24 protein-coding genes are annotated in these 25,208 nt (G+C 54.8%); 19 read left to right on the top strand and 5 right to left on the bottom strand.

Going from position 1 to position 25,208, the window contains the following annotated elements; translation table 11 throughout:
• Window positions 1–228 precede the first annotated feature (228 nt).
• From sdhC to K355_RS0113165, 8 genes are all read left to right on the top strand, one after another.
• Entirely contained in the window at window positions 229–609 is a 381-nt protein-coding gene (gene sdhC / locus K355_RS0113200) for a succinate dehydrogenase, cytochrome b556 subunit (protein WP_022732623.1), read from the top strand.
• A gap of 27 nt (window positions 610–636) precedes the next feature.
• On the top strand, window positions 637–1,020 hold the full coding sequence (gene sdhD, locus K355_RS0113195; protein ID WP_022732622.1) for a succinate dehydrogenase, hydrophobic membrane anchor protein: 384 nt from the start codon (window positions 637–639) through the stop codon (window positions 1,018–1,020).
• 4 nt (window positions 1,021–1,024) lie between these two features.
• Window positions 1,025–2,821 carry a succinate dehydrogenase flavoprotein subunit gene (gene sdhA / locus K355_RS0113190; RefSeq protein ID WP_022732621.1) on the top strand — a complete coding sequence of 599 codons (1,797 nt, stop codon included), beginning with the start codon at window positions 1,025–1,027 and terminating at the stop codon, window positions 2,819–2,821.
• 25 nt (window positions 2,822–2,846) lie between these two features.
• A complete protein-coding gene (locus tag K355_RS0113185) occupies window positions 2,847–3,629 on the top strand; it encodes a succinate dehydrogenase iron-sulfur subunit (RefSeq protein WP_022732620.1) in 783 nt (260 codons plus the stop codon).
• A gap of 157 nt (window positions 3,630–3,786) precedes the next feature.
• The gene (locus K355_RS0113180) at window positions 3,787–5,508 is read left to right on the top strand and encodes a DUF4153 domain-containing protein (RefSeq protein ID WP_162142301.1); all 1,722 of its coding nucleotides are present in this window, start codon (window positions 3,787–3,789) and stop codon (window positions 5,506–5,508) included.
• A 71-nt stretch (window positions 5,509–5,579) separates the two neighbouring features.
• Window positions 5,580–6,392: a tetratricopeptide repeat protein gene (locus tag K355_RS0113175; protein WP_033368878.1), complete on the top strand. Its 813-nt coding sequence runs from the start codon at window positions 5,580–5,582 to the stop codon at window positions 6,390–6,392.
• Window positions 6,389–7,072, top strand: coding sequence for an HAD family hydrolase (locus K355_RS0113170; protein ID WP_022732617.1), 684 nt, complete (start codon window positions 6,389–6,391; stop codon window positions 7,070–7,072). The genes K355_RS0113175 and K355_RS0113170 overlap by 4 nt, the downstream gene beginning before the upstream one ends.
• 218 nt (window positions 7,073–7,290) lie before the next feature.
• The gene (locus tag K355_RS0113165) at window positions 7,291–8,142 is read left to right on the top strand and encodes a delta-class carbonic anhydrase (RefSeq protein ID WP_022732616.1); all 852 of its coding nucleotides are present in this window, start codon (window positions 7,291–7,293) and stop codon (window positions 8,140–8,142) included.
• A 115-nt stretch (window positions 8,143–8,257) separates the two neighbouring features.
• Here the strand turns inward: K355_RS0113165 and K355_RS0113160 are convergent, their stop codons facing one another.
• The 4 genes from K355_RS0113160 to puuE all read right to left on the bottom strand — a co-directional run bounded on the left by K355_RS0113160 (window position 8,258) and on the right by puuE (window position 11,333).
• A complete protein-coding gene (locus K355_RS0113160; protein ID WP_245562948.1) occupies window positions 8,258–8,770 on the bottom strand; it encodes an ureidoglycolate lyase in 513 nt (170 codons plus the stop codon).
• 9 nt (window positions 8,771–8,779) lie between these two features.
• Window positions 8,780–9,799, bottom strand: a complete 1,020-nt coding sequence (alc, locus tag K355_RS0113155; protein WP_022732614.1) for an allantoicase — start codon at window positions 9,797–9,799, stop codon at window positions 8,780–8,782.
• A 67-nt stretch (window positions 9,800–9,866) separates the two neighbouring features.
• The gene (uraD, locus tag K355_RS0113150) at window positions 9,867–10,394 is read right to left on the bottom strand and encodes a 2-oxo-4-hydroxy-4-carboxy-5-ureidoimidazoline decarboxylase (protein ID WP_022732613.1); all 528 of its coding nucleotides are present in this window, start codon (window positions 10,392–10,394) and stop codon (window positions 9,867–9,869) included.
• Between the two features lie 24 nt (window positions 10,395–10,418).
• The gene (gene puuE, locus K355_RS0113145; protein WP_022732612.1) at window positions 10,419–11,333 is read right to left on the bottom strand and encodes an allantoinase PuuE; all 915 of its coding nucleotides are present in this window, start codon (window positions 11,331–11,333) and stop codon (window positions 10,419–10,421) included.
• A gap of 468 nt (window positions 11,334–11,801) precedes the next feature.
• Between puuE and uraH the strand changes: the two genes are divergently transcribed.
• From uraH to K355_RS0113100, 9 genes are all read left to right on the top strand, one after another.
• Complete coding sequence (uraH, locus tag K355_RS0113140) at window positions 11,802–12,155, top strand: hydroxyisourate hydrolase (RefSeq protein WP_022732611.1); 354 nt, start codon at window positions 11,802–11,804, stop codon at window positions 12,153–12,155.
• 8 nt (window positions 12,156–12,163) lie between these two features.
• The gene (gene xdhA, locus K355_RS0113135) at window positions 12,164–13,660 is read left to right on the top strand and encodes a xanthine dehydrogenase small subunit (RefSeq protein ID WP_022732610.1); all 1,497 of its coding nucleotides are present in this window, start codon (window positions 12,164–12,166) and stop codon (window positions 13,658–13,660) included.
• Window positions 13,653–16,049, top strand: a complete 2,397-nt coding sequence (xdhB, locus tag K355_RS0113130) for a xanthine dehydrogenase molybdopterin binding subunit (protein WP_022732609.1) — start codon at window positions 13,653–13,655, stop codon at window positions 16,047–16,049. The genes xdhA and xdhB overlap by 8 nt, the downstream gene beginning before the upstream one ends.
• A 3-nt stretch (window positions 16,050–16,052) precedes the next feature.
• The gene (gene xdhC / locus K355_RS0113125; RefSeq protein ID WP_022732608.1) at window positions 16,053–17,105 is read left to right on the top strand and encodes a xanthine dehydrogenase accessory protein XdhC; all 1,053 of its coding nucleotides are present in this window, start codon (window positions 16,053–16,055) and stop codon (window positions 17,103–17,105) included.
• A gap of 110 nt (window positions 17,106–17,215) precedes the next feature.
• Window positions 17,216–17,692, top strand: coding sequence for a nucleoside deaminase (locus tag K355_RS0113120; protein WP_022732607.1), 477 nt, complete (start codon window positions 17,216–17,218; stop codon window positions 17,690–17,692).
• Window positions 17,693–17,780: 88 nt separating this feature from the next.
• Entirely contained in the window at window positions 17,781–19,388 is a 1,608-nt protein-coding gene (locus K355_RS0113115; RefSeq protein WP_028791584.1) for an ABC transporter ATP-binding protein, read from the top strand.
• Window positions 19,375–20,454, top strand: coding sequence for an ABC transporter permease (locus K355_RS0113110; RefSeq protein WP_022732605.1), 1,080 nt, complete (start codon window positions 19,375–19,377; stop codon window positions 20,452–20,454). The genes K355_RS0113115 and K355_RS0113110 overlap by 14 nt, the downstream gene beginning before the upstream one ends.
• Window positions 20,454–21,374 (top strand): ABC transporter permease, encoded by a 921-nt coding sequence (locus K355_RS0113105; protein ID WP_022732604.1) that lies wholly within the window; start codon window positions 20,454–20,456, stop codon window positions 21,372–21,374. The genes K355_RS0113110 and K355_RS0113105 overlap by 1 nt, the downstream gene beginning before the upstream one ends.
• Window positions 21,375–21,592: 218 nt before the next feature.
• A complete protein-coding gene (locus K355_RS0113100; protein ID WP_028791583.1) occupies window positions 21,593–22,660 on the top strand; it encodes a BMP family ABC transporter substrate-binding protein in 1,068 nt (355 codons plus the stop codon).
• A 73-nt stretch (window positions 22,661–22,733) separates the two neighbouring features.
• Here the strand turns inward: K355_RS0113100 and K355_RS0113095 are convergent, their stop codons facing one another.
• Window positions 22,734–23,096: a hypothetical protein gene (locus tag K355_RS0113095; RefSeq protein WP_022732602.1), complete on the bottom strand. Its 363-nt coding sequence runs from the start codon at window positions 23,094–23,096 to the stop codon at window positions 22,734–22,736.
• A gap of 329 nt (window positions 23,097–23,425) precedes the next feature.
• Here K355_RS0113095 and K355_RS0113090 point away from each other — a divergent pair, with 329 nt between their 5' ends.
• Both K355_RS0113090 and K355_RS0113085 read left to right on the top strand, forming a co-directional pair.
• Window positions 23,426–23,959: a PAS domain-containing protein gene (locus K355_RS0113090; protein ID WP_022732601.1), complete on the top strand. Its 534-nt coding sequence runs from the start codon at window positions 23,426–23,428 to the stop codon at window positions 23,957–23,959.
• Between the two features lie 23 nt (window positions 23,960–23,982).
• On the top strand, window positions 23,983–25,152 hold the full coding sequence (locus K355_RS0113085) for a methyl-accepting chemotaxis protein (protein WP_022732600.1): 1,170 nt from the start codon (window positions 23,983–23,985) through the stop codon (window positions 25,150–25,152).
• The last annotated feature ends 56 nt before the right edge of the window (window positions 25,153–25,208 follow it).

The following is a 25,208-nucleotide window of genomic DNA, read 5'->3' as shown; positions in this document are numbered from 1 at the left end:
TATGCCGTATGCACTTCAGGAGTTTGACGCCGAGTCTTACTTTGGGCCCTTCCCGCGGGTCGTTTACGGTGTCTGAGAGGTCAACCTACGTAGTTAAACGGAAGCTAAAACCCGATTTGATCACTGATTTCTTTGGTTTACAGAGGGGTTCAGATTGACTCAAACGGCTCGCATGGGTAAATAAACCCTGCTTTCCCGCCAGCTACTTTGAGAAGAGGCAATTCCGTTATGAGCAAAGCCAATCGGCCGCTGTCTCCGCATTTACAGGTGTACCGGCTTCCGATGGCAGCAGTGATGTCCATTACTTTCCGCGTGATGGGTGTCGGCCTTGCCGTTGGTTTCGTATTTTTAGCGTCCTGGCTGATTGGTGCCGGCGCTGGCCGTGATGCCTTTGAAGGCTATCAGGCATTTTTCACCTCGTGGTTTGGTCTTTTGTTGCTGTTCGGTTGGACGGTGGCATTTTATTTCCACGCTTGCAACGGTGTCCGGCATCTTGTCTGGGACACTGGTCGCGGCCTGTCGAATGAGGGTGCAGCAAAAAGCAACCCCATCGTCCTTGGCGCGGCAGTTGTGCTGACCATTATCACTTGGATCATCGGTCTGGCCTAAGGCCGGGCAAGAGGGGACAAACTTGTCATGAAGATGCAATCCGATCTTGGCCGTGTGCGCGGTCTTGGTTCTGCCAAAAGTGGCGCATCGCACTGGTGGACCCAGCGCGTTACGGCTATGGCGAACCTTCCGCTCGGCATCTGGTTCATAATTTCGATTCTTGCCGGACATACAGCCAACTATGACGCGGTCCATGCGTGGTTGAGCTCGTACTTCCATTCGACGATGATGATCCTGATGATTGTCAGCGTTGCTGTGCACACCACGCACGGCCTGCAAGTTGTGATCGAAGATTATGTGCATAACCGTAAAGCAGAAATGATTTCGTTGATGCTGATCAAGGCTGTGGCGGCATTCCTGTCCGTTGCTGCCATTGTATCGGTCTTGCGTATCGTTTTTGCCGGAGCCTGAGCCAATGAGTGAATCTTATAAAATCATCGACCATAACTACGACGTTGTTGTTATGGGTGCGGGCGGCGCGGGACTTCGCGCGACGCTGGGTACGGTTGAGGCCGGGCTTAAAACCGCATGTATCACCAAGGTCTTCCCGACCCGTTCGCACACTGTTGCGGCACAGGGTGGCATTGGTGCGTCGCTTGGCAACATGTCCGAAGATCACTGGCAGTGGCATATGTATGACACCGTCAAGGGGTCAGACTGGCTGGGTGATCAGGACGCAATCGAATATATGTGCCGCAATGCGGTGCCGGCTGTTCATGAACTTGAACATTATGGCATGCCGTTTTCGCGCACCGAAGATGGCAAAATCTATCAGCGTCCGTTCGGTGGTCACACCCGTGATCACGGTAAGGCGCCGGTTGAACGGGCCTGTGCCGCGGCTGACCGTACCGGTCACGCGATGCTCCATACCCTGTATCAACAGTGCCTGAAGCATAAAGCCGAGTTCTTTGTCGAATATATCGCCCTTGACCTGATCATGGATGATGACGGCACGTGCCGCGGTTTGGTGGCCTGGGACCTTGATTCTGGTGAAATGCACCGTTTCAACGCCAAGATGGTCATTCTGGCATCGGGTGGTTATGGGCGTGCATTCTTTAGCTGCACCTCGGCCCATACATGCACCGGTGACGGTCATGGCATGGTGGCACGTGCAGGTCTTGGTTTGCAGGACATGGAATTTGTTCAGTTCCACCCGACCGGCATTTACGGTTCAGGTTGCCTGATCACCGAGGGTGCGCGCGGCGAAGGCGGGTATCTGACCAACTCCGAAGGCGAACGTTTCATGGAACGTTATGCGCCGACCGTTAAGGACCTTGCATCGCGTGACGTTGTGTCGCGTGGCATGTCACAGGAAATCCGTGATGGTCGTGGTGTTGGCGAGCACGGCGAATATATCCACCTGCATCTTGAACATCTTGGTTCGGAAGTGCTGTGGGAACGTCTGCCGGGTATTACCGAAACCGCAAAAATCTTTGCCGGTGTTGATGCGACCAAGGAACCGATCCCGGTTCTTCCGACGGTCCATTACAACATGGGCGGCATTCCGACCAACTATAAGGGCGAAGTTCTGCGCCCGACCGCCAAAGACCCGAACGCAATTGTTAAGGGTCTGATGGCCGCGGGCGAAGCCGCCTGTGTGTCGGTCCATGGTGCAAACCGTTTGGGTACCAACTCGCTGCTTGATCTGGTGGTGTTTGGCCGTGCGTGCGGTATGCATGCCGCCGAAGTGGTCGATCCGAAATCATCGTTCAAGGAACTTAAAACCACCGACGGCGACGAAGCGATTGCACGTTTTGATCGTCTGCGCTGGGCAAAAGGTTCGCGTCCGACGGCAGATATCCGTTTGGAAATGCAACGCGTCATGCAGGGCAACTGCGGCGTGTTCCGGACGGCTGAAATCCTGAAAGAAGGTAAGGACAAATTGTCTGAAACCGCCAAAACACTTCCCGATGTTGGCGTTTCGGATCGGTCCCTTATCTGGAACTCGGACCTGGTCGAGACTCTCGAACTTGAGAACTTGATGACCTGTGCCGCAGCGACAATGAATTCGGCAGAAGCGCGTCACGAATCACGTGGGGCACATGCCCACGAAGATTATCCAAAACGTGATGACGAAACCTGGATGAAGCACACCATTGCCAAGGTGGATGACGCCAAGGGGTATGCTGTTGATCTGACGTATCGTCCGGTTAACAACTTCACCCTGACTGATGAAGTGTCATACATCGAGCCGAAAGAGCGCGTCTATTAAGGCGCGGCAAGAGAGGATTTGAGAGATGGTAGAATTCAATCTTCCCGCCAATTCGGTCGTTAAAGAGGGCAAGTCGTTCTCTGCTCCGGCTGACGCGAAGAACACACGCAGCTTCAAGATCTATCGTTTTGATCCTGACAGCGGCGACAACCCGCGGACCGACACTTACGATATTGATCTCGATAAGTGTGGTCCGATGGTGCTGGATGCGCTGATCAAGATTAAAAACGAGATCGATGCGACCCTGACATTCCGCCGTTCATGCCGTGAAGGCATTTGCGGTTCGTGCGCGATGAACATTGATGGCCGCAACACGCTTGCGTGTCTTAAGCCGATTGATGACATCAAGGGTGAGGTCAAAATCTATCCGCTGCCGCATATGCCGGTGGTTAAGGATTTGGTGCCTGACCTGTCACAGCCTTATGCGCAGCTTGCCTCGATCGAGCCGTGGCTTAAGGCCGACAGCCCGACACCGCCGGACGGCGAGCGTTTGCAGTCGCGTGAAGAACGTGCCCAGCTTGATGGGTTGTGGGAATGCATTTTGTGCTTCTCCTGTTCGACCGCGTGCCCGTCTTATTGGTGGAACTCCGACCGATTCCTCGGCCCGGCAGTTTTGCTTCAGGCGTATCGCTGGTTGGCAGACTCGCGTGACGAATATACCGGTGAACGTCTCGATGCACTCGAAGATCCGTTCCGCCTGTATCGTTGCCACACGATCATGAACTGCACCAATACTTGCCCGAAAGGCCTTAACCCGTCGCTTGCGATTACTGAAATCAAAAAGATGATTGCAGAACGCCGCGCATAATTGCGCATCGGGTTGCCCTGAAATAGGCGTTTTACGCCAACATGTTAAAGCCGCCAGTGATCTGATGATCCTGGCGGCTTTTTCTGTTCTAATGCAAACTTCGCGGCGATAAGACCGCATGTGGGTTCAGACCCTAGGCACAAGCATGAGTACATCAATGAACAATAGGCACTGGATGTTTCCGCTGAGCGGGGCGGCGTATGGATTGGCGTTCTGGTATCTAAGCAGTTACGCGCCGTTGGATGAATATGCCCTGACAAGTCTGATGACACTTGTCGCAAGCCTTGCCTTTTGTAGCTGGTTTGCGGTTGGCGTGCGCAACCTGCGCGATGATGTGCTTTTTACCCTTGGCGTTGCGGGTCTTTCTGCCCTTCAGGTCCTTGGTTTTCAGGTTTTCGTCGGGTTTGACTTTGTGACCGATATTCCAACAACCGGGCTTTTGGTCTGTCAGGCGATTTGGGTTGGTATTGCGGTGGCGGCTTGGCGGATATGGGCCCGCCCGCAAACAACGGTTTTGCCAAACCATCGCGACCGTGGAGCTTTGGTACCGGAAATCTGGTCGATCAAGCTTTCGCTGGCCTTCGGACTTTTGGCGATTGGTATTCTTTGGCCGCTTTTATATGCGCTGACAGCCCTGCTTGAGCTGGTCGGGCTTGATCAGATTTGGGACCTCATTGCCGAAGGATATATTGGTGCCCCCCTGTCGGGGGTTGCGTTTGCGACGGGTGTTTTGATTGCGCAGGAAAAAGCCAATCTTTTGATCCCGGTGCGCCAGGTCATCGGCGTGATGTTTCGCGTGCTCTATCCCATTCAGGCTTGTGGGCTGTTGGTGTTTTTGGCCGTTGCCGTATTTGGCGGCTGGGAAATCCTGATTGCGCAGGACTTTGGTGTGTGGTGGACGGTGATGGCCGCCGCCGCGGGGCTTAGTTATTTGCTGTTTGGGGCGGTTCAGGCCGGTGAGGCATCGACCCTGTTTGGCAAGATTGGCGACCGCATATTTCGGGTGACCTTGTGGATGGCGCCGGTTTTTGCCGCGATTGCGATCTATACCATCTGGCTTCGGGTGACCGATTACGGCCTTACACCGTCGCGGACCTATGGCATTTGGGCAGCACTGTTTGTGCTGTTTTCGACCATTTGGCTATCGGTTGCGGCCTTTGGCCGTCGCCAATCAGCCCCCAATGCCCTGCGCGCGACATTTGGCCATATCGCGATCTGTCTGGCGGTAACGGCGTTTGTCGTGCATCTGCCGTTGCTTGATCCTGTGACCATGTCGGCCCGCAGTCAGGAAGCCCGCCTGACGGAGAAGCTTGGGGCCGAGGCATCCTCTTCTGAGCTGTCAACTCGCACGCTGAATGATCTGTCCTTTATGGCCACCCGATTAGGCGACCCTGGCATCGCGGCCATTGCCAAATTTACGGCAAGCTATCCCGATGCTATGCCCGATCTGACTGCTTTGCGTGACCGCAATCCCAATGACCGGGGCGATATGATTGCGGCTGATCGCATTCCGATCTTTCCGGCAACCCATAAGGTGCCCAGTGACCTTGTTGATGAGCTTCTGACCGGGCCGCTTGAATTTTATCGCCGATTTTGCCGCGATGATACCGGGGCGAACCTGTGTTCGATTTTGCTGATTGATCTTGATGGCGATGGCAGCGAAGAAGCCGTGTTTTTCATCGATGAAGATTATGCCCCGGTCTATCGGTATGCGGCCGAAGACAGTGAATGGGTGTCGGTTGCGACCTTGCAGCTTGATCCCAACGACAGAGACCGGGCCCAGATGCAACGCGATTTGGCCGAAGGGGCGGTTGATGTGATTGCGCCGCGCTATTCCGACCTTAAGATCGGTGGGCAACGCTGGCGCCAAACCCGGTAAAAACCATGCTGTTAATGTCTGAAAAACCGATTTGCGCTATGATGCGTCTGGCTTTTTCACCAATACAGGGAATGACTGCCGTGCCTGATTTTCGTCCCCTTAACATTCGATCCATGCGCCCGTTTGTGGCGGTTGCCCTGCTGCTTGGTCTTGCTGCCTGCGGGGATACCAGTTCAAACTGGGAGCCCCAAGATATGTTCGAAGCGCCCAAACAGGCCAAGGTTGATGACCGATACCGGGCGATGATTGATTTTAAGGCGCTGTCGCGTGATGACGTGGGCAAGGAATATGCGGCGGGTCCATCGGCCACCGTTCTGGGCGCGGTCGAGGAAGCCGTTGCCATGTGCCAGCAGGCCAACGCGCAGGGCTGCAAGGCGGTGCGGGTTGGTTTGACATGGGTCGATGGGCTGGATCAGCAAACCATCGAAGGGGTGATTTCATCGTACCGCGATACTATGACCGCAGAAGCTTGGCAGGCCGCACGTCAAGGGAATATCGCAGCGGCAAACTGGCTGGCGTTTCATTTTGCCCAGAAGGGTGAAAACCTTGGTGAAGCGGAACGGTTGGCGAAGCAGGTCATGCAAGCTGATCCGGAGAACCCGAGTGCACTCGATACCTATGGCTTGATCCTGTATAAACAGGAACGCTACGCCGAGGCTGAGGAAGTGTTTGTTGCGGTTAATAAGTCAATGCCGACGGCCGAGCATCTTGCGCATTTTGCCGATAACGCGCTTGCGATGGGCAAAACCGATATGGCGCGTGCGGCCTATCAACGTGCGATGCAGGCCGATCCCAGCCCGGTGCTGTCACAAACCATTCAGAAACGGTTGCTTGCCCTTGATCTCGGCGGTGCATCAAGTGGTCAGCAAGCCCCGGCACAATGATTTCCAACGTCATTTTTGACTGTGATGGCGTTCTGATCGACAGCGAGATTTTGTCTTTTGCGGTCGATGAAAAACTTTTGCCTGATTATGGCGTCAGCCTTACGGCGGCTGAACTGGCCCGCACGTTTGGCGGGGTTGCGTATGGCGAGATGGTTCTTGCGCTTAATACCCGGTTTGGCACGTCGATCAACGCGCAACGTTATCAGGAACATTGCGAGGCCGAACTTGCAGGTATGTTTGCAACCGAGCTTCGCGCCATTGCGGGTATTCCCGAACTGCTGTCGTCGCTGCGTGTGCCATTTGCCTTGGCATCGGGTAGCGATCTGGCGCGGTTGGATGAATGCTTGTCCCTGACCGGTTTGGCCGATTTCTTTGAACATCGCATCTTTTCCGCCGAGCAGGTTAAACGCGGCAAACCGGCACCGGATGTTTTCCTATTGGCGGCTGAAACCTGTGGGTGGGCACCAGAACAGTGTTTGGTGATTGAAGACAGTCCATCTGGGGTCGTTGCGGCAAAGGCGGCGGGCATGCGGTCGGTCGGGTTTTTAGGCGGGGCGCATCGCCATACGCAGGATGCCGATATTCTGCGCGATGCCGGGGCGGAGTATGTTGCGGACAACAGCGTTGATTTGTTCGGCTATATGCGTGATCTCGGGTTGGTTGGTGCGTTCAGACGTTAGGTTTAGTCAAGATGATGACGGGGGTGACATGGCCACATCGCTAAGTTGTGGTCTTTGACAATTGCTTTGAAGTGGTGAACAGTTCTTCAGGCTGAGGGGAGAAATATCGTCCCGGTATTGCCCGGATGTTGCCCAGATATCGCCCCAATGGCGGCGCTCTAGTCTTATGTGGCGGATCTAATATTCCTATTTGCCGTATTTTCTGGAGAAAGAAGAAAATGTTCAAGACGTTCCTTTTGGCAACTGCAACAGTCGCATTTGTCTCATCTGCTGCCATGGCTGCATCGGCGGACCATGGTGTTCCTGATGAGGTCATTGCCAAGCAGCGCACATCGTTGGCCATTGAGACCGACGGAAAAGGGTATAGTCCTCAGTCGCCACGCGATATCGGTTCATATTCTGGCGAGAACCATCGCATTTTTAGCATTGCACCGGCTGTCGATAAGATGACGTTGTGCGACATTCATTTTCATGAGAATGCCGAACACAAAGGCGGCATGTTCACAACATATGCGGGCAATGGTGACGGGCACGGGTATGGTACCGGCTTTAAATATGATGGCAAACTGACCGAAGATGAACTTGCCCCGATTGGTATGAAAGTTGGGGCCAGCGAGCATGGCGATCTTGAGCCGGGTGACACCATCGAAATTCATTTTGTCTACTCGACTGCGAAAGCCACAATTGGCAATGGCCTTGGTACCTGTCTGAGCGATGCGATTAAAAATCCACAACTGCGTGTCGAAGCGGTTGTTGGGGTTCTGGTTTCCGAGGGCGGAGAAGACTTTGCCAAGATGGCCGAGATTGAAGATATCAACGGGCTCAATCAGGTTCCGAACCTGCCAACCGATCTGGGTAAACCGGTTTTGTACGAAGGATCGACGACAGGTCCAGGCTATAACGAAAAAGGTTCGCCCTTCCAGGTGACCTGGAGTGTGCGACCAACGGTCGTTAAGCTGAACCTTGCGTCGGTAGATGCATGGCTAAAAGATAACCCGTTTGGTGAAAACCACGCCCATGGCGTGCGAAATCTTGTGACAAATCCGGATCTATTGTCGGAAATCAACTGATCCCTTAAATCTTATGCAGAGCGGGCAAGATTGCCCGCTCTGTGTCAGTTATAAGTTATTAAATCTGAGCTCGTCGGCAAGTGAGCCTTGCCGACATGTAGTCCCACAATACGCGCTAAGACCAATCGAGGGTGATCACCGCGCCATCAACCAGCGGCAGGTCGACTTCGTTAAGGTTTTCCCCCGGTCCACTGCGATCCACAATCAGGAAATCACTGTCGGATTCAAGGACTAACAGCGGATGATGCCAGACGTTTTTGGCGTAAGTCACACCTTGGGTGCCGTCCGAGATAAACGCACGTAGGGTGTCTGGTGTCGGGGTATCCGTACCCGATGCCACCACGATCAGGAATTTCTGACCGGCCAATGGCATGAAAGCCTGTGAGCCGAGCGGGTGACGTTCCATCATCTTGATTTCAATCGGCTTGGCCCGGGGTGTGCCGCGAAAGATGCTGATGATCGGGGCACCACCCTGATCCCCGACATCAACGCGCGAGATATCGTGAAACCGGGTGGTGGTACCCAGATTGATTTTGTAACTGTCGCGCGCGGTCGCGGTTGAGATGACCTCGCCAAATGGGGCGAAGTCATCCGCGGTAAGCGGTTCGACCTTAAGTTTCATCGACATGCATCCGCCCTATTTGCTGGTCGGTTTGCCAAGAATGCGCAAACGGCTAATGCCGCCATCGGGGATCGAATTGACCCGCAAATGGGTGACCGGGCCACTGATGGTCAGGGCCGATGCATCAAATTCGTGGATATGGTCTGCCTGCATTTTACTTTCGGGCAGGATGGTCGACCAGAACATCGAACGTGCGGTCAGCGACTTGTCCTTTTCCCCATCGACAAAGGCACCTTGGATCGATACGCGGTCAGGATAGTTGCCCTTAAAGTGGCAGGTATCGACGATGATTTTTTCAATCTCGCCCGGATTGCCAAGCTCAATGATCAGCCATTCATTGCCCGGTTCACGTCGGCGGCGGGTTTCCCAGCCATCGCCCATATTAACCCCACGACCGGGGGACAAAATGGCGTTCGGGTTGCCGTAATGGGAATCAGACCAGCCAACAACGACCCCACCATTGATCATGGAGGCCAGATCAACCTGTTCGCTGCGGGCGGCCATATCGGTCCAGTCGCGGTTTGGGCGGCCATAAACGCGCAAACGTGCCACCCCGCCATCTGGATAGATGTGCAGGCGGACATGGGTGTAAATGGCGTCTGAGGTCACATCAGCATAGTGATGCGCGCTGGCCCCAAGGCCCATGGGGGCGACAATTTCCGTCCATGTGGCATCATCACCCGGATCACCCGCCGGGCAATAGCAGCCTTCGAGTGAGCCTGCAGGCGGGAAGTTGCCGGTAAAGTGGCTGGTGTCGATATCCACCCCGTGAATGCGGCCCGATGTTGCCAGACGGACAACGCAGTAATCATGGCCTTCGATCCGTTTGCGGCGGCTTTCCCAGCCATCCATCCATTTGCCGTTATCGTCATATCGGTCGGGATAGAAAATGGCGTCGCCCGATTGCAGCATGCGCTGTTTGTCGGCAAAGAAATCATCGGTCGCGAAAATGGCTTCTGCGCCCAGACGTTCATCGGCCAGATTAACAAAGCGCCGTGTAAATTCCGGTGCATCATGGTTTTCAGTATGGCTCATAACAGTTCATTCCTGATTTTATCGTTTGTTATTCGGTCCGGGCATTGTGGCGCGGAAGTTTTGATGGTTACAGATCTTCAAGCCGCAGCTTGGCGATGCGATGGACCTGACCAATGGCCTCGTTAAATTCGGCCTCCGGATCGTTTTTTACGCGGCGTTCAAAGGCGGCCAGAATATCGGCGCGGTCAAAGCCCTTTACGGCAAAGATAAACGGGAAGCCGAATTTCTGCTTATAGGCGTCATTAAGCTCGGTAAAGCGGACCAGTTCATCCGCACTGCATTGATCAAGCCCGGCCCCCTTTTGCTCGCTTTGTGATGAGGCGGTCAAATCGGCCAAGGCCAGTTTTCCAGCCAGATCGGGATGAGCGCGCAGCAAGGATAGCTTATCGGCGTCAACCGCGCCATTGACCACGGCGGCCATCGCATCGGCAAGGGCCGTGGAGGTATCAAGCGCGCTGGTAATGCCGCGCTCATACAATTTATGGGCGACCCACGGTGAATGTTCATAGACCCAGCCATAGCGCGAGACAAAGGCGCTTTCGGCCAATGTGCTGGGCGGGCGGGTTTCAAAAAGCGATGGTGCGGTATTCGTCATGATGACCTTTTCTTTTTTGTTTTCTTAGCCGCCAAACGGGTGATGTTCGCGCCAATGGCGTGCGATATCAATGCGGCGTGCAAACCAGACATTGTCGTGGCTTTGCACATAATCGACAAAGCGTTTGAGCGCGGCAAAACGGCCCGGACGACCAACCAAGCGGCAATGCAACCCGATGGACAGCATGCGCGGCGTTTCAGCGCCTTCTTCATACAGCGTGTCAAAGCTGTCTTTGAGGTACTGGAAATACTGTTCGCCGGAATTAAACCCCTGCATGGCGGCAAAGCGCATGTCATTAGCATCAAGGGTATAAGGCACGATCAGATGCGGGGTTTCGGTCTGGGTACTCCAGAACGGCAGTTCATCGCTGTAATCATCGGCATCATAGAGGAATCCGCCTTCTTCGGCGACCAGGCGGCGTGTATTGGGGCTGGTGCGCCCGGTGTACCACCCCAGCGGGCGTTCGCCGGTGATGCCTTTGATAATCTCAATCGCCTTATGAAGATGGTCGCGTTCGACGTCTTCGGACAGATATTGGTAATCAATCCAGCGATAGCCGTGCGAGCAAATTTCATGCCCGTCCTTCATCGCGGTTTCGCCAACCTTGGGGTTGCGCGCCAGCGCCATGGCAACGGCAAAGACCGTGATCGGGATTTGGCGTTCGCGAAACAGGTTTAAAATGCGCCAGACACCAACACGCGATCCATATTCATAGATCGACTCCATGCTCATGTGGCGGACACCTTCGCGCATGTCCGCGCCAACGATTTCCGACAGAAACGCCTCGGATGCCTTATCGCCATGCAGGATGCAGTTTTCGCCACCTTCCTCATAGTTCAGGACGAACTGAACCGCGACGCGGGCCTTATTTGGCCAGTTGGCCTTGGGCGGGGTGTCGCCATAGCCAATCAGATCGCGCGCATAATTCTGGTCGCTCATGTCTGCCTCTCCTGCCTTCTTTGTATCCCTTGCTTTGTCTGCCGGGATGTTTGGTGTAGCATCTATGGGTATAGCATTAACCATAGGTCGCAGTGCAGCAAGGAAGAACTCCGTTGCTGTAGCGCCGCACTATCAAGACGACTTTGATAATGTTCCTGGACGGGATCAGCGGTTTGCCACGTTTTTGTGGTCGTTATGTCTTGGCCCTTGGGCTTTTGACCATTGTTTCGTACCATTCTGCACGAAGTGACGGAATTCGTTTTTCAAAGAATTATTGATATAGTTTCACTTTATCGCCTCTTTCCGAGAACGGGTCGTAATGCGACCCTTTTTAAAACTGCCCTAAACGGGAAGGGCTTAAAAGAACATCGCTCAAAATTTGGTACGGCACAAAATCACCAAATAGAATGCCGACCTGGGGAGAAGCGATCGACCACCATATAAGAGTTTGAGAGAGGGAGGCCCGCCATGGGACGACTGACGACGCATGTACTCGACACGGCAAAAGGCTGTCCGGCGGGCGGTATCCGGATCGAGCTGCATCGTTTTGGCAATGGCCATGATGACCTTGTCGCCGAGGCGGTGACCAATGTTGATGGTCGGACCGATGCGCCCATGCTTGACGGGGCGTCATTCAAGCCCGGTAAGTATCAGATGGTTTTCCATGCGGGCGATTATTTTGACGCCTGTGGGACAGAGCTTCCTGACCCGAAGTTCCTTGATCAGGTTGTCATCCGGTTTGGCATTTCAGACGGGCAGTCGCACTATCATGTGCCGCTTTTGCTGTCGCCATTCGGCTATTCGACCTATCGCGGAAGCTGAGGCCGAGCATGACGCAACACACCGACATCACTATGCGGGCTGACATCCGGTTCCTTTTGGGGGACGAAGAACGCAGCCTGCGCAATATTGATCCGCAGATGACGGTTCTTGATTACCTGCGTCTTGAAGAACGCAAATCAGGTACGAAAGAAGGCTGTGCAGAGGGGGATTGCGGGGCCTGCACCGTCATTATTGGTGAGCCAAATGGCGATGGGGGCATGGCCTATCGCACGGTGAACGCCTGTATCCAGTTTGTCCCGACCCTTGATGGCAAACAGCTTTTGACGGTCGAACACCTGAAATCCAAGGATGGTAGCCTGCACCCGGTGCAACAGGCGATGGTCGAGACCCATGGATCGCAATGTGGTTTCTGCACACCCGGTTTTGTCATGAGCCTGTATCAGCTGTGGCTGGATGGTGGCGAGGAGGATCGCGGGGCGATCAATGATGCACTGGCCGGGAACCTGTGCCGCTGTACTGGTTATGGTCCTATTATTGAGGCGGCGCGGAATGCTGGCGGTGTTGCCGCCAATGATACAACTGAACAAAAACGCCGGACTGATCTTGCCACCCGCCTGAGTGATATGGTCAAGGATGCCGGGACTTTGGCGGTAGAACATGCTGCGGGCCGCTATTACGCGCCGCGCACATCTGATGAACTGGCGGCCCTTTTGGTGGCGCATCCGGACGCAACCGTATTGGCGGGCGGAACCGATGTTGGGCTTTGGGTGACCAAGATGCTCAAACGGCTTGATCCGATCATTTACATTGGTGACGTTGCTGATCTGAAATCGGTGAGCGAAACCGAGACGGCCGTGACCATCGGGGCCGGTGTGACCTATAGCCGTGCGCATGATGCGCTGGGTCGGGTGGCGGCCGATGTGGGTGAGCTGATCCGGCGTATCGGATCGCGGCAAATCCGCAATGCCGGGACTGTCGGTGGTAATGTCGCCAACGGATCACCGATTGGTGACATGCCGCCGGCCCTGATTGCACTGGGGGCGAAAATTGTCCTTCGCATGGGCGATGTAACGCGCGACGTGCCGTTGGAAGAATTCTTTGTCAGCTATGGCAAACAGGACCGGATGCCCGGCGAGTTTGTACAAAGCGTGATTGTGCCCAAACCGGCATTGGGCATGACATTTAAGGCCTATAAAATTTCCAAACGTTTTGATCAGGATATCACGGCGGTTCTTGGCGCCTTTGCGATCCGGATTGCGGATGGCAAGGTGGCGGAATTCCGTGCCGCGTTTGGCGGTATGGCCGGGACCCCGATGCGTGCCAAGAAATGCGAGGCGGCCCTGATCGGGCAGGACTGGAATGAGGCCAGCCTCAGTGCGGCGCAGCTTGCCCTTGCCAGTGATTTTGCGCCGATGACCGACATGCGGGCATCGAAGGAATACCGCATGCTGGTGGCCCAGAACCTTTTGACCAAGCTGTTTATCGAAACCAGCGCGCCCGATGTTGCCACCCGCCTTGTTGGTAAGGAGGCTGCACATGTCTGACCCATCTGCAAACAGCCAAACCGATGATCTTCTTGCCCCGACTGCCGGTTTGTCGGGTGGGGTGCGCACCGCGTCCAAGCATGATAGCGGCCCGAAACATGTGGCGGGCGAAGCGGTTTATATTGATGACATTATCGAGCCATTCGGCACGCTGCATCTGGCCCCCGGTGCGGCGACGATTGCGCATGGCAAAATCACCAAGATGGATCTGTCCAAGGTGCGTTCGGCGCCGGGTGTGGTGTGCGTTTTGACCGCCGATGACATCCCCGGTGTTAATGACGTGTCCCCGGCCCATACCCATGATGAGCCGGTTTTGCCCGACGGATTGGTGCAGTTTTATGGTCAGCCGGTGTTTTGTGTGGCGGCCGAAACCCGCGCACAGGCGCGTGCCGCAGCCAAGCTGGCAGACATTGAATACGAAGAACTGCCTGCGGTTCTGTTGGTGGATGAAGCCCTTGAAAAGCAGCTTTTTGTCGCCCCGCCGCATGTGATGAAACAGGGGGATGCGGCGTCGGCACTTGCCAAGGCCAAGCATCGCCGGTCGGCCCGAATGGAAATTGGCGGGCAGGATCACTTTTACCTTGAAGGGCAAATCACGTTTGCCGTCCCGCAGGAAGACGGTGACGTGTTGCTGCATTGCTCGACCCAGCATCCATCCGAAGTGCAACACAATATCGCCAATGTGCTTGGCCGTCCGGCCAATGCGGTGACGGTCGAAGTGCGCCGTATGGGTGGTGGCTTTGGCGGCAAGGAAACGCAGGCATCCCAGTGGGCGGCACTGGCCGCCATCGTGGCGGTGAAAACCGGTCGCCCGGCGAAATTCCGGCTGGATCGGGATGACGACATGATCATGACCGGCAAGCGCCATGACTTTATCGTCGATTATGATGTCGGCTTTGACGATGACGGGCGGATTTGCGGGCTTGATATCCAATATGCCGCCAATTGCGGTTTTTCGGCCGATTTGTCGGCTGCGATTGCTGACCGGGCGATGTTCCATACCGACAATGCCTATTACCTTGGCGATGTCGAAATTCGGTCGTACCGCTGTAAAACCAATCTTGTGTCCAACACGGCGTTTCGCGGGTTTGGTGGGCCACAGGGGATGGTGGCGATTGAACGCATCATTGATGAAATTGCGATGACCGTTGGCCGCGATCCGCTGGATGTGCGGATTGCCAATTATTACGGGACCGATGATCGTAATACGACGCCCTATCACATGGTGGTCGAAGACAATGTTCTGGGTGATCTGACCGATGATATTCTGGCGGCCAGCGATTATCGCAAACGCCGGGCGGACGTTGAGGCGTTTAACGCGCAAAGCCCGGTTCTGAAAAAGGGGCTGTCGTTAACCCCGGTCAAGTTTGGCATTTCCTTTACCACGTCGTTCCTGAACCAGGCCGGGGCGTTGATCCATGTTTATCAGGATGGGTCGGTGCATTTGAACCACGGCGGGACGGAAATGGGGCAGGGGCTTTTTATCAAGGTCGCCCAGGTCGTCGCCGAGGAATTCCAGATCGACCTTGACCAGATCAAGATCACCGCGACCAATACCGGCAAGGTGCCCAATACATCGGCGACGGCGGCCTCAAGCGGGGCGGATATGAACGGCATGGCGGCACGTGATGCGGCGATGACGATCAAGAACCGATTGATCACGTTTGCAGCCGAAAAATACGGTGTGGCCGAGGCGGCGGTGCGGTTTGTACCCGGTAAGGTGATTATCGGCGATCAGGCGGAGCTGAGCTTTGCCGATGTGATCAAGCAGGCCTATCTCGCACGGGTGTCTTTGTCGGCGACGGGTTATTACGCGACGCCGAAAATCCATTACGACCGCGAAAACGCATCGGGCCGACCGTTTTATTACTTTGCCTATGGCATGGCGTGCTCGGAAGTTTTGATCGATACCCTGACCGGTGAAAACAAGGTCACACGGGTGGATATCATTCATGATGTCGGGCGGTCGCTGAACCCGGCGATTGACCGTGGGCAGATCGAAGGCGGCTTTATTCAAGGCATGGGGTGGCTGACCACCGAGGAGCTTTGGTGGGATGATAAGGGCAATTTGCGCACCCATGCGCCATCAACCTATAAAATCCCGGCTTGTTCGGATCGACCGGAAGATTTCCGCATGGAATTGTGGTCATCGGGACGCAACGTTGAAAAAACCATTCACCGGTCCAAGGCGGTCGGGGAGCCGCCGTTGATGTTGGCGATTTCGGTTCATCGCGCAATTGCCGATGCGATTGCCTCGGTCGCCGATCATAAGGTGATCCCGGCACTTAACACCCCGGCAACGCCCGAGGCGGTTTTGTATGCGGTGGCCGATGTGGCCAAGCGGATGATGCAAAATGTCGGGCAATCCATGCCCGCGGCGGGGGAATAAGGCATGACCCTGTCGCATGGTGCACATATTGATCTGTTGGCATCGTCGGGGCCGGTGATGCTGGTCAGTGTTGCGGCCATTCGCGGATCAACCCCGCGTGAAGCCGGTGCCTTCATGCTGATCGGGTCAGAGGGCATTTCCGGTACGATTGGCGGTGGCAACCTTGAACATCAGGTGACGCGCCGGGTGCGCGATGCATTTGCCGTAGCAGAGGATGTTAGCGCTAACATCCCTGACATCGCCAATGCGGAAATCGTGCGGTTCCCGCTGGGGCCGGGCTTGGGCCAATGTTGCGGTGGATCGGTTGAGGTCGGGTTTCATCTGCTTGGGCCGTCGCAAAAGACCATACTTTTAAACGCCTTCAAGCAGCTTGTTAGCGGTGGCGGGCAGAACGATGGTCACTGGATCATGCTGCCGACCAGTGACAACCACCTCGGCGTGGCCGATGCCGAGCAATCAGCCGTGTTGGCGCGGACCTTTGGTGCATTGCGTGGCGGCATGGTGAGCCATAACGGGGTGGACATGCTGTGTCTGCGTCTGGATGACGCGGCGACACCGGTGTGGATTTTCGGGGCCGGGCATGTGGGCACGGCACTGGTGAATACCTTGGCACCCTTGCCGTTTGACATTCATCTTGTCGATCCGCGTGAGGACTATCTGACTGGACTGAGCGGGGCGAAACTTCAGGTGTGTCACAGTGATAAACCGCAAGAAGAAGTCGCCGATATTCCAGCTGGTGCGCATGTTTTGATCCTGACACACAACCACGCGCTTGATTTTGACATCTGCCGGGCGGCGTTGGTGCGTGGTGATCTTGGCTTTGTCGGCATGATTGGCAGCCAGACCAAGCGCGCGCGTTTTATCCGGCGGCTTACCGATCGGGGTTTAAGCGCAGCGGCGATTGGTCGTTTGACCTGCCCGATTGGTGTTGGTGGGATTACCGGCAAACAGCCGGCCGTTATTGCGGCGTCAGTTGCTGTGCAATTGCTGTCTGTGCGCGAAGCACAGATGGCGCAAAGTCAGCCGATTAAAACCGCATCAGACGGGGCGGGTTGATTTTACGACCTTCATTGAAGGTGTTTTTAATGATAAAGGGCCGCGTTAATGACGGCCTGATCAGGTGATCTGGTTTGCCAGATCGTGGGTTTCGCAAAGGAGAACTGGTAGTGTGTGATGCCAAAAAGGGCCATATGCGCCATGCCGTGGATTTATCCCGGCAAAAAATGGACGAGGGATGTGGTGGGCCGTTCGGGGCAATCATTGTGCGCAATGGCGACGTGATTGCCGAAGGATGGAACAATGTCACATCGACAAACGATCCAACCGCGCATGCCGAGGTCAGCGCCATTCGTGCGGCGTGCGAGAAGCTTGGCAGTTTTGACCTTGCCGGGTGTGAGATTTACACCAGTTGCGAACCCTGCCCGATGTGTCTTTCGGCGATCTATTGGGCCCGTCTTGACAAGATCTATTATGCCAATGGCCGCGATGATGCCGCCGCCATCGGTTTTGATGATCAGTTCCTGTATGATGAAGTGGCAAAGCCGATCAAGGATCGGTCCTTGCCCATAGAACATGTCGATGTGCCCGAAGCGCGCGAGGTTTTCGCCGCCTGGGATACCAAAACCGACAAGATCGCATATTGAGACCGTTTGATTGCAGCACAGAATGCGGTAAAACCGCCAACGGTGTGCAAAATCATATTGCTAAATAGGGGTGGTAGCAGTGACGTCAATGACCGGTGATGCCGGGACAGAAGCCATGACGGGGGCAGGGCACGCGCAACTTGAAGTGCGCGGTGTGACCAAGGCCTTTCCGGGCTGTCTGGCCAATGACGATATCAGTTTCCGTATCGAGCCGGGCGAGATTCATGCGCTGCTTGGGGAAAATGGGGCTGGCAAAAGTACGCTTGTGAAGATCATTTACGGTGTATTGCAGGCCGATCAGGGCGAGGTGCTTTGGGACGGCAAGCCTGTGACCATTCATAGCCCGCACGATGCGCGTGAAATGGGTGTCGGTCTGGTGTTCCAGCACTTCTCGCTGTTTGAAACCATGACGGTGCTTGAAAACATTGCGCTGGCGATGAACGATGTGCGCGATATGGAGGTGCTGCGCAAGCAGGTGGTCGAGGTCGAAAAGACCTATGGCCTGCCGCTTGATCCGGACCGCCATGTTTACACCCTGTCGGTTGGCGAACGTCAGCGGATCGAGATTGTCCGGTGTTTGCTGCAAAATCCCAAATTGCTGATTTTGGACGAACCGACATCGGTTCTGACCCCGCAAGAAGTCGAAAAACTGTTTGAAACGCTGCGCCGTCTGGCCGATGAGGGCTGCGCGATCCTGTATATCAGCCACAAGCTGCATGAGGTCAAAGCGCTGTGTCAGAAAGCGACTGTGTTGCGCGGTGGCAAGGTGGTGGGTGGCTGTGACCCGCGGGAAGAAACCGCAAAATCGATGGCCGAAATGATGATCGGCCAGAAACTGACCGCACCGGACCGGGGCAATGACCGGACCTTTGGCGATGTTCGTCTTGAGGTCAGCAACTTGTCACTGGCCAGCGAAGAACAGTTCGGCACTGACCTTAAGGATGTCAATCTGACCGTGCGCGGCGGTGAAATCCTTGGCGTTGCCGGGGTGGCCGGGAACGGTCAGAACGAGCTGTTTCAGGCACTGGCCGGGGAAACCGAACAGTTTGCCGCCCCCGATAACATCAAGATTGATGGCACATCCGTCGCACATTTCGGGCCGCGTCGCCGCCGTCGCCTTGGCGCGACGTTTGTTCCCGAAGAACGCAATGGCCATGGTGCCGTGACCGATATGAGTTTGGCAGAAAACGGGTTCCTGACGGCATTTCGCCGGATGGCCTTGACGGCACGTGGTTTGATCCGCGAAGTCCCGACCAGGTCCTTTGCCGATACTATTATTAAAACATTTGATGTCCGTACCACCGGCTCTGGTGCCGAAGCCGGAAGCCTTTCAGGCGGGAACCTTCAAAAATTCATCGTCGGGCGTGAAATCCTGCAAGACCCCGGTGTACTGGTGATTTCCCAGCCGACGTGGGGTGTAGATGCCGGCGCGGCCAGTGCCATTCATCAGGCGTTGCTTGATCTCGCGGCAAAGGGTACGGCGGTTCTGGTGATTTCGCAGGACCTTGACGAGATTTTTGCGATTTGTGATCAGGTCGTTGTGATGTCGGAGGGCAAAATGTCCAGATCGCGTCCGATGGCCGATGTCAGCATCGAAGAAATTGGTCTGTTGATGGGGGGGCTCCATGATTTGGACGGCGACGCGACCCCGGCGAACGACATGCTAGCCACAGGAGGTCGCGTTGATCAGGCTTGAACCCCGCCGTTCGCATTCACAGGCGATGGTCTATCTGTCGCCGGTTTTGGCAATCGTCATGACGCTTGTTGTTGGCGGCGTCATCTTTGCCTTTATGGGCAAGAACCCGCTTGAAGCGCTTTATACCTTCTTTATCCTGCCGATCAGCAACAGCTATGGCGTGTCCGAGCTTCTGGTCAAGGCGACCCCACTTGTGATCATTGCGATTGGTCTTGCCATGGGGTTTCGGGCAAACGTCTGGAACATTGGTGCCGAAGGGCAGCTGACCATGGGGGCGATCTTTGGCGGTGGCCTGGCCCTTTATTTCTATGACAGTCAAAGCGTGTTTTTACTGCCGGCCATGTTGGTGTTTGGCGCCATCGGCGGGGCGTTCTGGGGTGCTATCCCGGCATTGTTGCGTACGCGCTTTAACGCCAATGAAATTCTGACCAGCCTGATGCTGACCTATGTTGCGACCCTGTTTTTAAGTTATCTGGTGCATGGCCCGTGGCGTAATCCCGAAGGATTTAACTTCCCGGAATCGCGCCCATTCCCCGATGCCGGACTGTTGCCGATCATTTATGATGGCACACGGGTGCATCTGGGCACGGCGATTGCGGTTTTGGTGGTGATTGCCGGGTGGTTGTTACTGTCGAAATCCTTGATCGGGTTCCAGTTGCGTGTGGTTGGCAAGGCCCCGCAGGCCGCCCGCCACGTTGGGTTCCGTCAGAAACGCATGATCTGGTTTACCCTGCTTTTGGGCGGTGGACTTTCGGGATTGGCTGGTTTGTTTGAGGTTGCGGGCCCGATTGGCCAGTTGCAGCCGTCCATTTCGCCCGGGTATGGCTTTACCGCGATCATTGTTGCCTTTTTGGGGCGTTTGCATCCGGTGGGCATTTTGTTTGGCGGTTTGATTATGGCGCTGACCTATCTTGGCGGTGAACTTGCCCAAATTACGCTGGGGCTTCCCAATGCGGTGACCGGCCTGTTTCAGGGGATATTGCTGTTCTTCTTGCTGGCCTGTGATGTCTTGACCAAATACCGTATTCGTTTCGGTTCTATCGCGGCAAAAGGGAGAACCGCATAATGGATTGGATTGTTCCTTTCACATTGACGGTGATTACTGCATCGACCCCGCTTTTGCTGGCGGCGTCGGGTGAGTTGATCACGGAAAAGTCCGGTGTGCTTAATCTTGGCGTCGAAGGCATGATGCTGGTTGGGGCGATTGCCGGTTTTGCCGTCACCGCGACGACCGGATCGGCCATTCTGGGCATTTTTGCATCTGTGGTGGCCGGAGTGTTGATATCGCTGATCTTTGCGTTTCTGACCTTGACCCTGATGGCCAATCAGGTGGCGACGGGGCTTGCATTGACCATCTTTGGGGTTGGTTTTTCCGCCCTTGTCGGATCGGGTTTTGTCGGCTTTGCGATTGATCCGCTGCCGTCACTTTCGATCCCGGGGATCAGTCAGATTCCGGTGATTGGTCCGATCCTGTTTGGACAGGACTTCCTTGTTTATTTCTCGTTGCTTGTGGTGTTCGGGGTGGGTTATTTCCTGACCAAAACCCGGGCGGGATTGATCCTTAAGGCGGTGGGTGATTCGCATCATTCGGCCAATGCGATTGGCTATTCGGTGATTAAAATCCGCTATCTTGCCACGATGTTTGGCGGGGCGATGGCCGGATTGGCCGGGGCGTATTTGTCGCTGTCCTATACCCCGATGTGGGCGGAAAACATGACAGCGGGCCGTGGCTGGATCGCGCTCGCACTCGTGGTGTTTGCCACGTGGCGTCCGGGGCGGTTGTTGGCCGGGGCCTATATGTTTGGCCTGATTTCGGTCATGCAGCTTCATGCGCAAGGGGCGGGCATTCATGTGCCATCCCAGTTCATGTCGATGCTGCCGTATCTGGCGACGGTGATTGTGCTGGTGATTATTTCCAGTGACCGTGCAAAAATCAGACTGAATGCGCCGGCCTGTATTGGTCAGGCGTTCAGACCGGCCCACTAAGGCCGGTCTGCGATTGGGACCGGAACACGACAAATGATGTTCCAGCCCAGCGGGAGGAAGAGCGCGACGGACCAAAACTCACGCAAGGCGGTCAATCTGTTCGGCCGGTTTGTTTGAGTCTTGGTTCGCGTGAGAACACGTCATTGATTGCAAACAGGAATGTGTTTAAATCCTGATCTGCTGATTAACAGGGAGACTACATAATGAATACAAGTTTCATGAAGCGTACCCTTACCGCCGTTGTGGCGACGGGTGCACTTGCATTGGGCATGGGTGCAGCCCAGGCCGAAGACGTAAAAGTCGGTTTTGTTTATGTTGGCCCGATTGGTGACCACGGCTGGTCCTATCGTCACGACATTGGCCGTCAGGCGATTGAAAAAGAATTGGGTGATGCGGCTTCGACAAGCTACGTCGAAAGTGTGCCAGAAGGTGCTGATGCGGAACGCGTTATCCGTCAGATGGCACAGACCGGTCACAACCTGATCTTCACCACCTCGTTCGGGTATATGAACCCGACCGAAAAAGTGGCCAAGCAGTTCCCGAATGTGAAATTCGAACACGCGACCGGTTACAAGCGTGCCGATAACCTTTCGACCTATGCTGCACGTTTCTATCAGGGCCGTTATGTTGCGGGCGTAATTGCCGGTAAAATGACCAAGTCGAACACCATCGGCTATGTTGGGTCGTTCCCGATCCCGGAAGTTGTGCGTGGCATCAACGCCTTCATGCTTGGTGCATGGTCGGTGAACCCGGACGTTAAAGTGAAAATCGTTTGGGCCAACACCTGGTATGATCCGGGCAAAGAAGGCGATGCAGCCAAGGCCCTGATCGATCAGGGTGCTGACATCATGGTGCAGCACACCGACAGCCCGGCACCGCTTCAGGTTGCTGAAAACCGTGGCGTTCTTGGTTTCGGTCAAGCTTCTGACATGATCAAGTTTGCGCCAAAAGCACAGCTGACTGCGATTGTTGATAACTGGGACAAATACTATGTCGAGCGCGCCAAAGCGGTTGCTGATGGCACATGGGAGTCGATCGACACCTGGGGTGGTATTGATAGCGGTATGGTCGAGATGGCGCCTTACACCAACATGCCTGACGACGTAAAAGCGCTTGCAGAAGAAGTCGAAGCCAAAATTTCTTCGGGTGAACTGCATCCGTTCACCGGCCCGATCTATGATCAGGCAGGCGAGCTTCGCATCAAGGAAGGCGAAATGGCCGAAGATGGCATGCTGCTTGGCATGGACTGGTACATCAAAGGCATCGACGCTGAACTTCCGAAATAAGTCAGGTTTTCGATCCATCCGGATCGGTTAAATGACAAAGCCCCGTGCATTAAGGTGCGCGGGGCTTTTTTGTTCAGGTTTTTGCGTTTGCCGTTTTGGTCGGTGTGTCGGATGACTTTTCATAGGCGACCATTTCGGTGCCCGGATGCAGCAGCGCATAGAAAGCCGCCCGCAGACCACGGAGTTTGACTTTGTGTTCGCGGGTTTTACCCGCCCAGCGTTCGCGAAACAGGTCCATGTCATCGCGGCGCGCAAAATAGATCACCATGTCGACAAACGGTGCGGATTGCCCGGATCGGGGCAGTTCGATGTTGCGAATGCCCATGGTCCAGCGGTCACTGCGGATATTTTTATCAAGCCAGTCCAGAACGTTTTGCGCAGACTGCTTTTCGTGAATAACAACGCGGAACGGAAAATTGCGAAGGTCTTGTTGCATGTATCCCCCAAGACAAACCCTGCCTGACGCGGCAATGATACATGAACATCGCACGCAAGGATGTATCAATCCTTTTCGTGGCTTCTGTTGTCGGGGCGATTAGAAGAATTTCAGCTTTCCAGTGTAGGTAAATTCGACCAAATCGCCCATCCGTGAAAGAGGTTAAGCCTTTGAATTGATCTTATTTTTGCGAGCGGGCTTAGGGTCTGAAATATAAGATAAATTTACATTTTTTCTTCGCTGAATTAAGGTTACATGATAATCGGACAGTCAAAATTCCCTGCACGCCTTAATTGCAGGGAAAGAAGAATATAAACGGGGTATTGAAGGTGAGTGAAAAGCGTTCAGGTGTTCAGCCGTCCGGCAAGGAACGCCATTTCAAACCAGAAGAACTGATTGTCAGCAAGACCGATCTTAAAGGTCGGATTACCTATGCCAACGAACTGTTTTTGAATTTGGCCGACTTCAGTGAAAAGGAAGTCCTTGGTCAGCCCCATTCGCTTATCCGTCACCCCGATATGCCGCGCTGCATTTTCAAAATGCTGTGGGATGAAATTGCAGCCGGGCACGAGATTTTTGCCTATGTCGTGAATATGGGCAAAAAAGGTGATCATTACTGGGTTTATGCCCATATCACCCCGACATTTGATGCCGCGTACAAGGTGATTGGCTATCATTCAAATCGTCGTGTTGCCGACCCAAGAATTCTTAAGCAAACGATCATTCCGCTTTATGCGGAGCTGCGCAAGATCGAGGACAGTACGGCCAACCGTAAGGACGGAATGATGGCCGCATCCAAGGTTCTTGCGCAAAAGCTTTCCGATGCCGGTATGGCGTACGATAAATTCATCCAAAGTCTTTAAGACCAAGAGGTTCGAGGTTCGCAATGGCGCTATTTGGTGGTTCCAAGTCAGGTATCAAAAAGGCACTGGATGTGGTTCTGGCCGCAGCCGAAGGTGATTACGAAGCGCGTATTACCAATGTCGACAGTCATTCGGACATGCGCGAATTGTTTATCGCGATCAACCGGTTGATCGACCGTAATGATGCGTTCCTGCGCGAAAGTGCCGCATCGATGGGCGCCGTTTCGGAAAACCGGTATTATCGCCGGATTGTCGAAACCGGCCTTGTTGGTGAATATCTGTCATCGGCAAAACGCATCAATGCGGCGACCGCCTCAATTGAAGAAAAACTGTCGGGCTTTGCATCCATCCTTGATGATTTCAAAAGTGGTTCGTTTGACGTTGTTGACGAAATTGCCAGTGCAGCCTCGGCCTTGTCCGAGGCATCGGGTGATGCCAATTCGATTGCCCATGAAACCAGCGCACGTTCGACCACTGTTGCCGCCGCGGCGCGTCAGACCGCCAGCAATGTGACCGAGGTGTCGCAGGCCTCCGAAGAACTGAACCAGTCAATCCGCGAAGTGTCCGATCAGGCACGTGAATCGGTTGAAATTGCCCATCGTGCCAATGGTCTGGCACAGGAAACCGATGGTCGGATTGGCCAGCTTGAAGCGGCTGCCGGTGAAATCGTCGAAGTTGTCAGCTTCATCCGTGATATCGCCGCCCAGACCAACCTTCTGGCCCTGAATGCGACCATCGAGGCTGCGCGTGCGGGCGAGGCGGGCAAAGGGTTTGCCGTGGTTGCCAATGAGGTCAAAGGTCTTGCCAATCAGACCAGTAAGGCCACCGAAAGCATCGAAGAAAAAGTTCAGGATATCCAGACCGCGATTGAACAGTCTGTTGGGTCGATCCGTGAAATTGCCGGGGTGATTGATGATCTGGCTGCACGTTCAGACATGATTTCGGGCAATGTTGAAACCCAAGCCAGCCTGTCATCAAACATCACCCGCAATGTCGAACAGGCATCAAGCGGCGCACAGGAAGTCACCGATAACATCACGGTCGTTTCCGACATGGCCAGCCGTACAGGGGACGCCGCCGATACGACCCGCGAAATGGCCAGCCGTCTGGCGACACAGTCGGAAAATCTGCGCAATAAGCTGGGCGGATTCCTCGATACGATTGAAAAGCTGCTCTATACCGCCAAGAAATAACCGTTTTCTAAACATATCGGGGTAGGGTGATGATCTAGGAGCGTCCTTAGAGATGC

Origin of the sequence: Thalassospira lucentensis MCCC 1A00383 = DSM 14000, from assembly GCF_000421265.1 — a bacterium.
GTDB classification, from domain to species: domain Bacteria; phylum Pseudomonadota; class Alphaproteobacteria; order Rhodospirillales; family Thalassospiraceae; genus Thalassospira; species Thalassospira lucentensis.
Note: the sequence above shows the minus strand (reverse complement) of the source record. Positions and strands in the feature narration are given on the sequence as shown.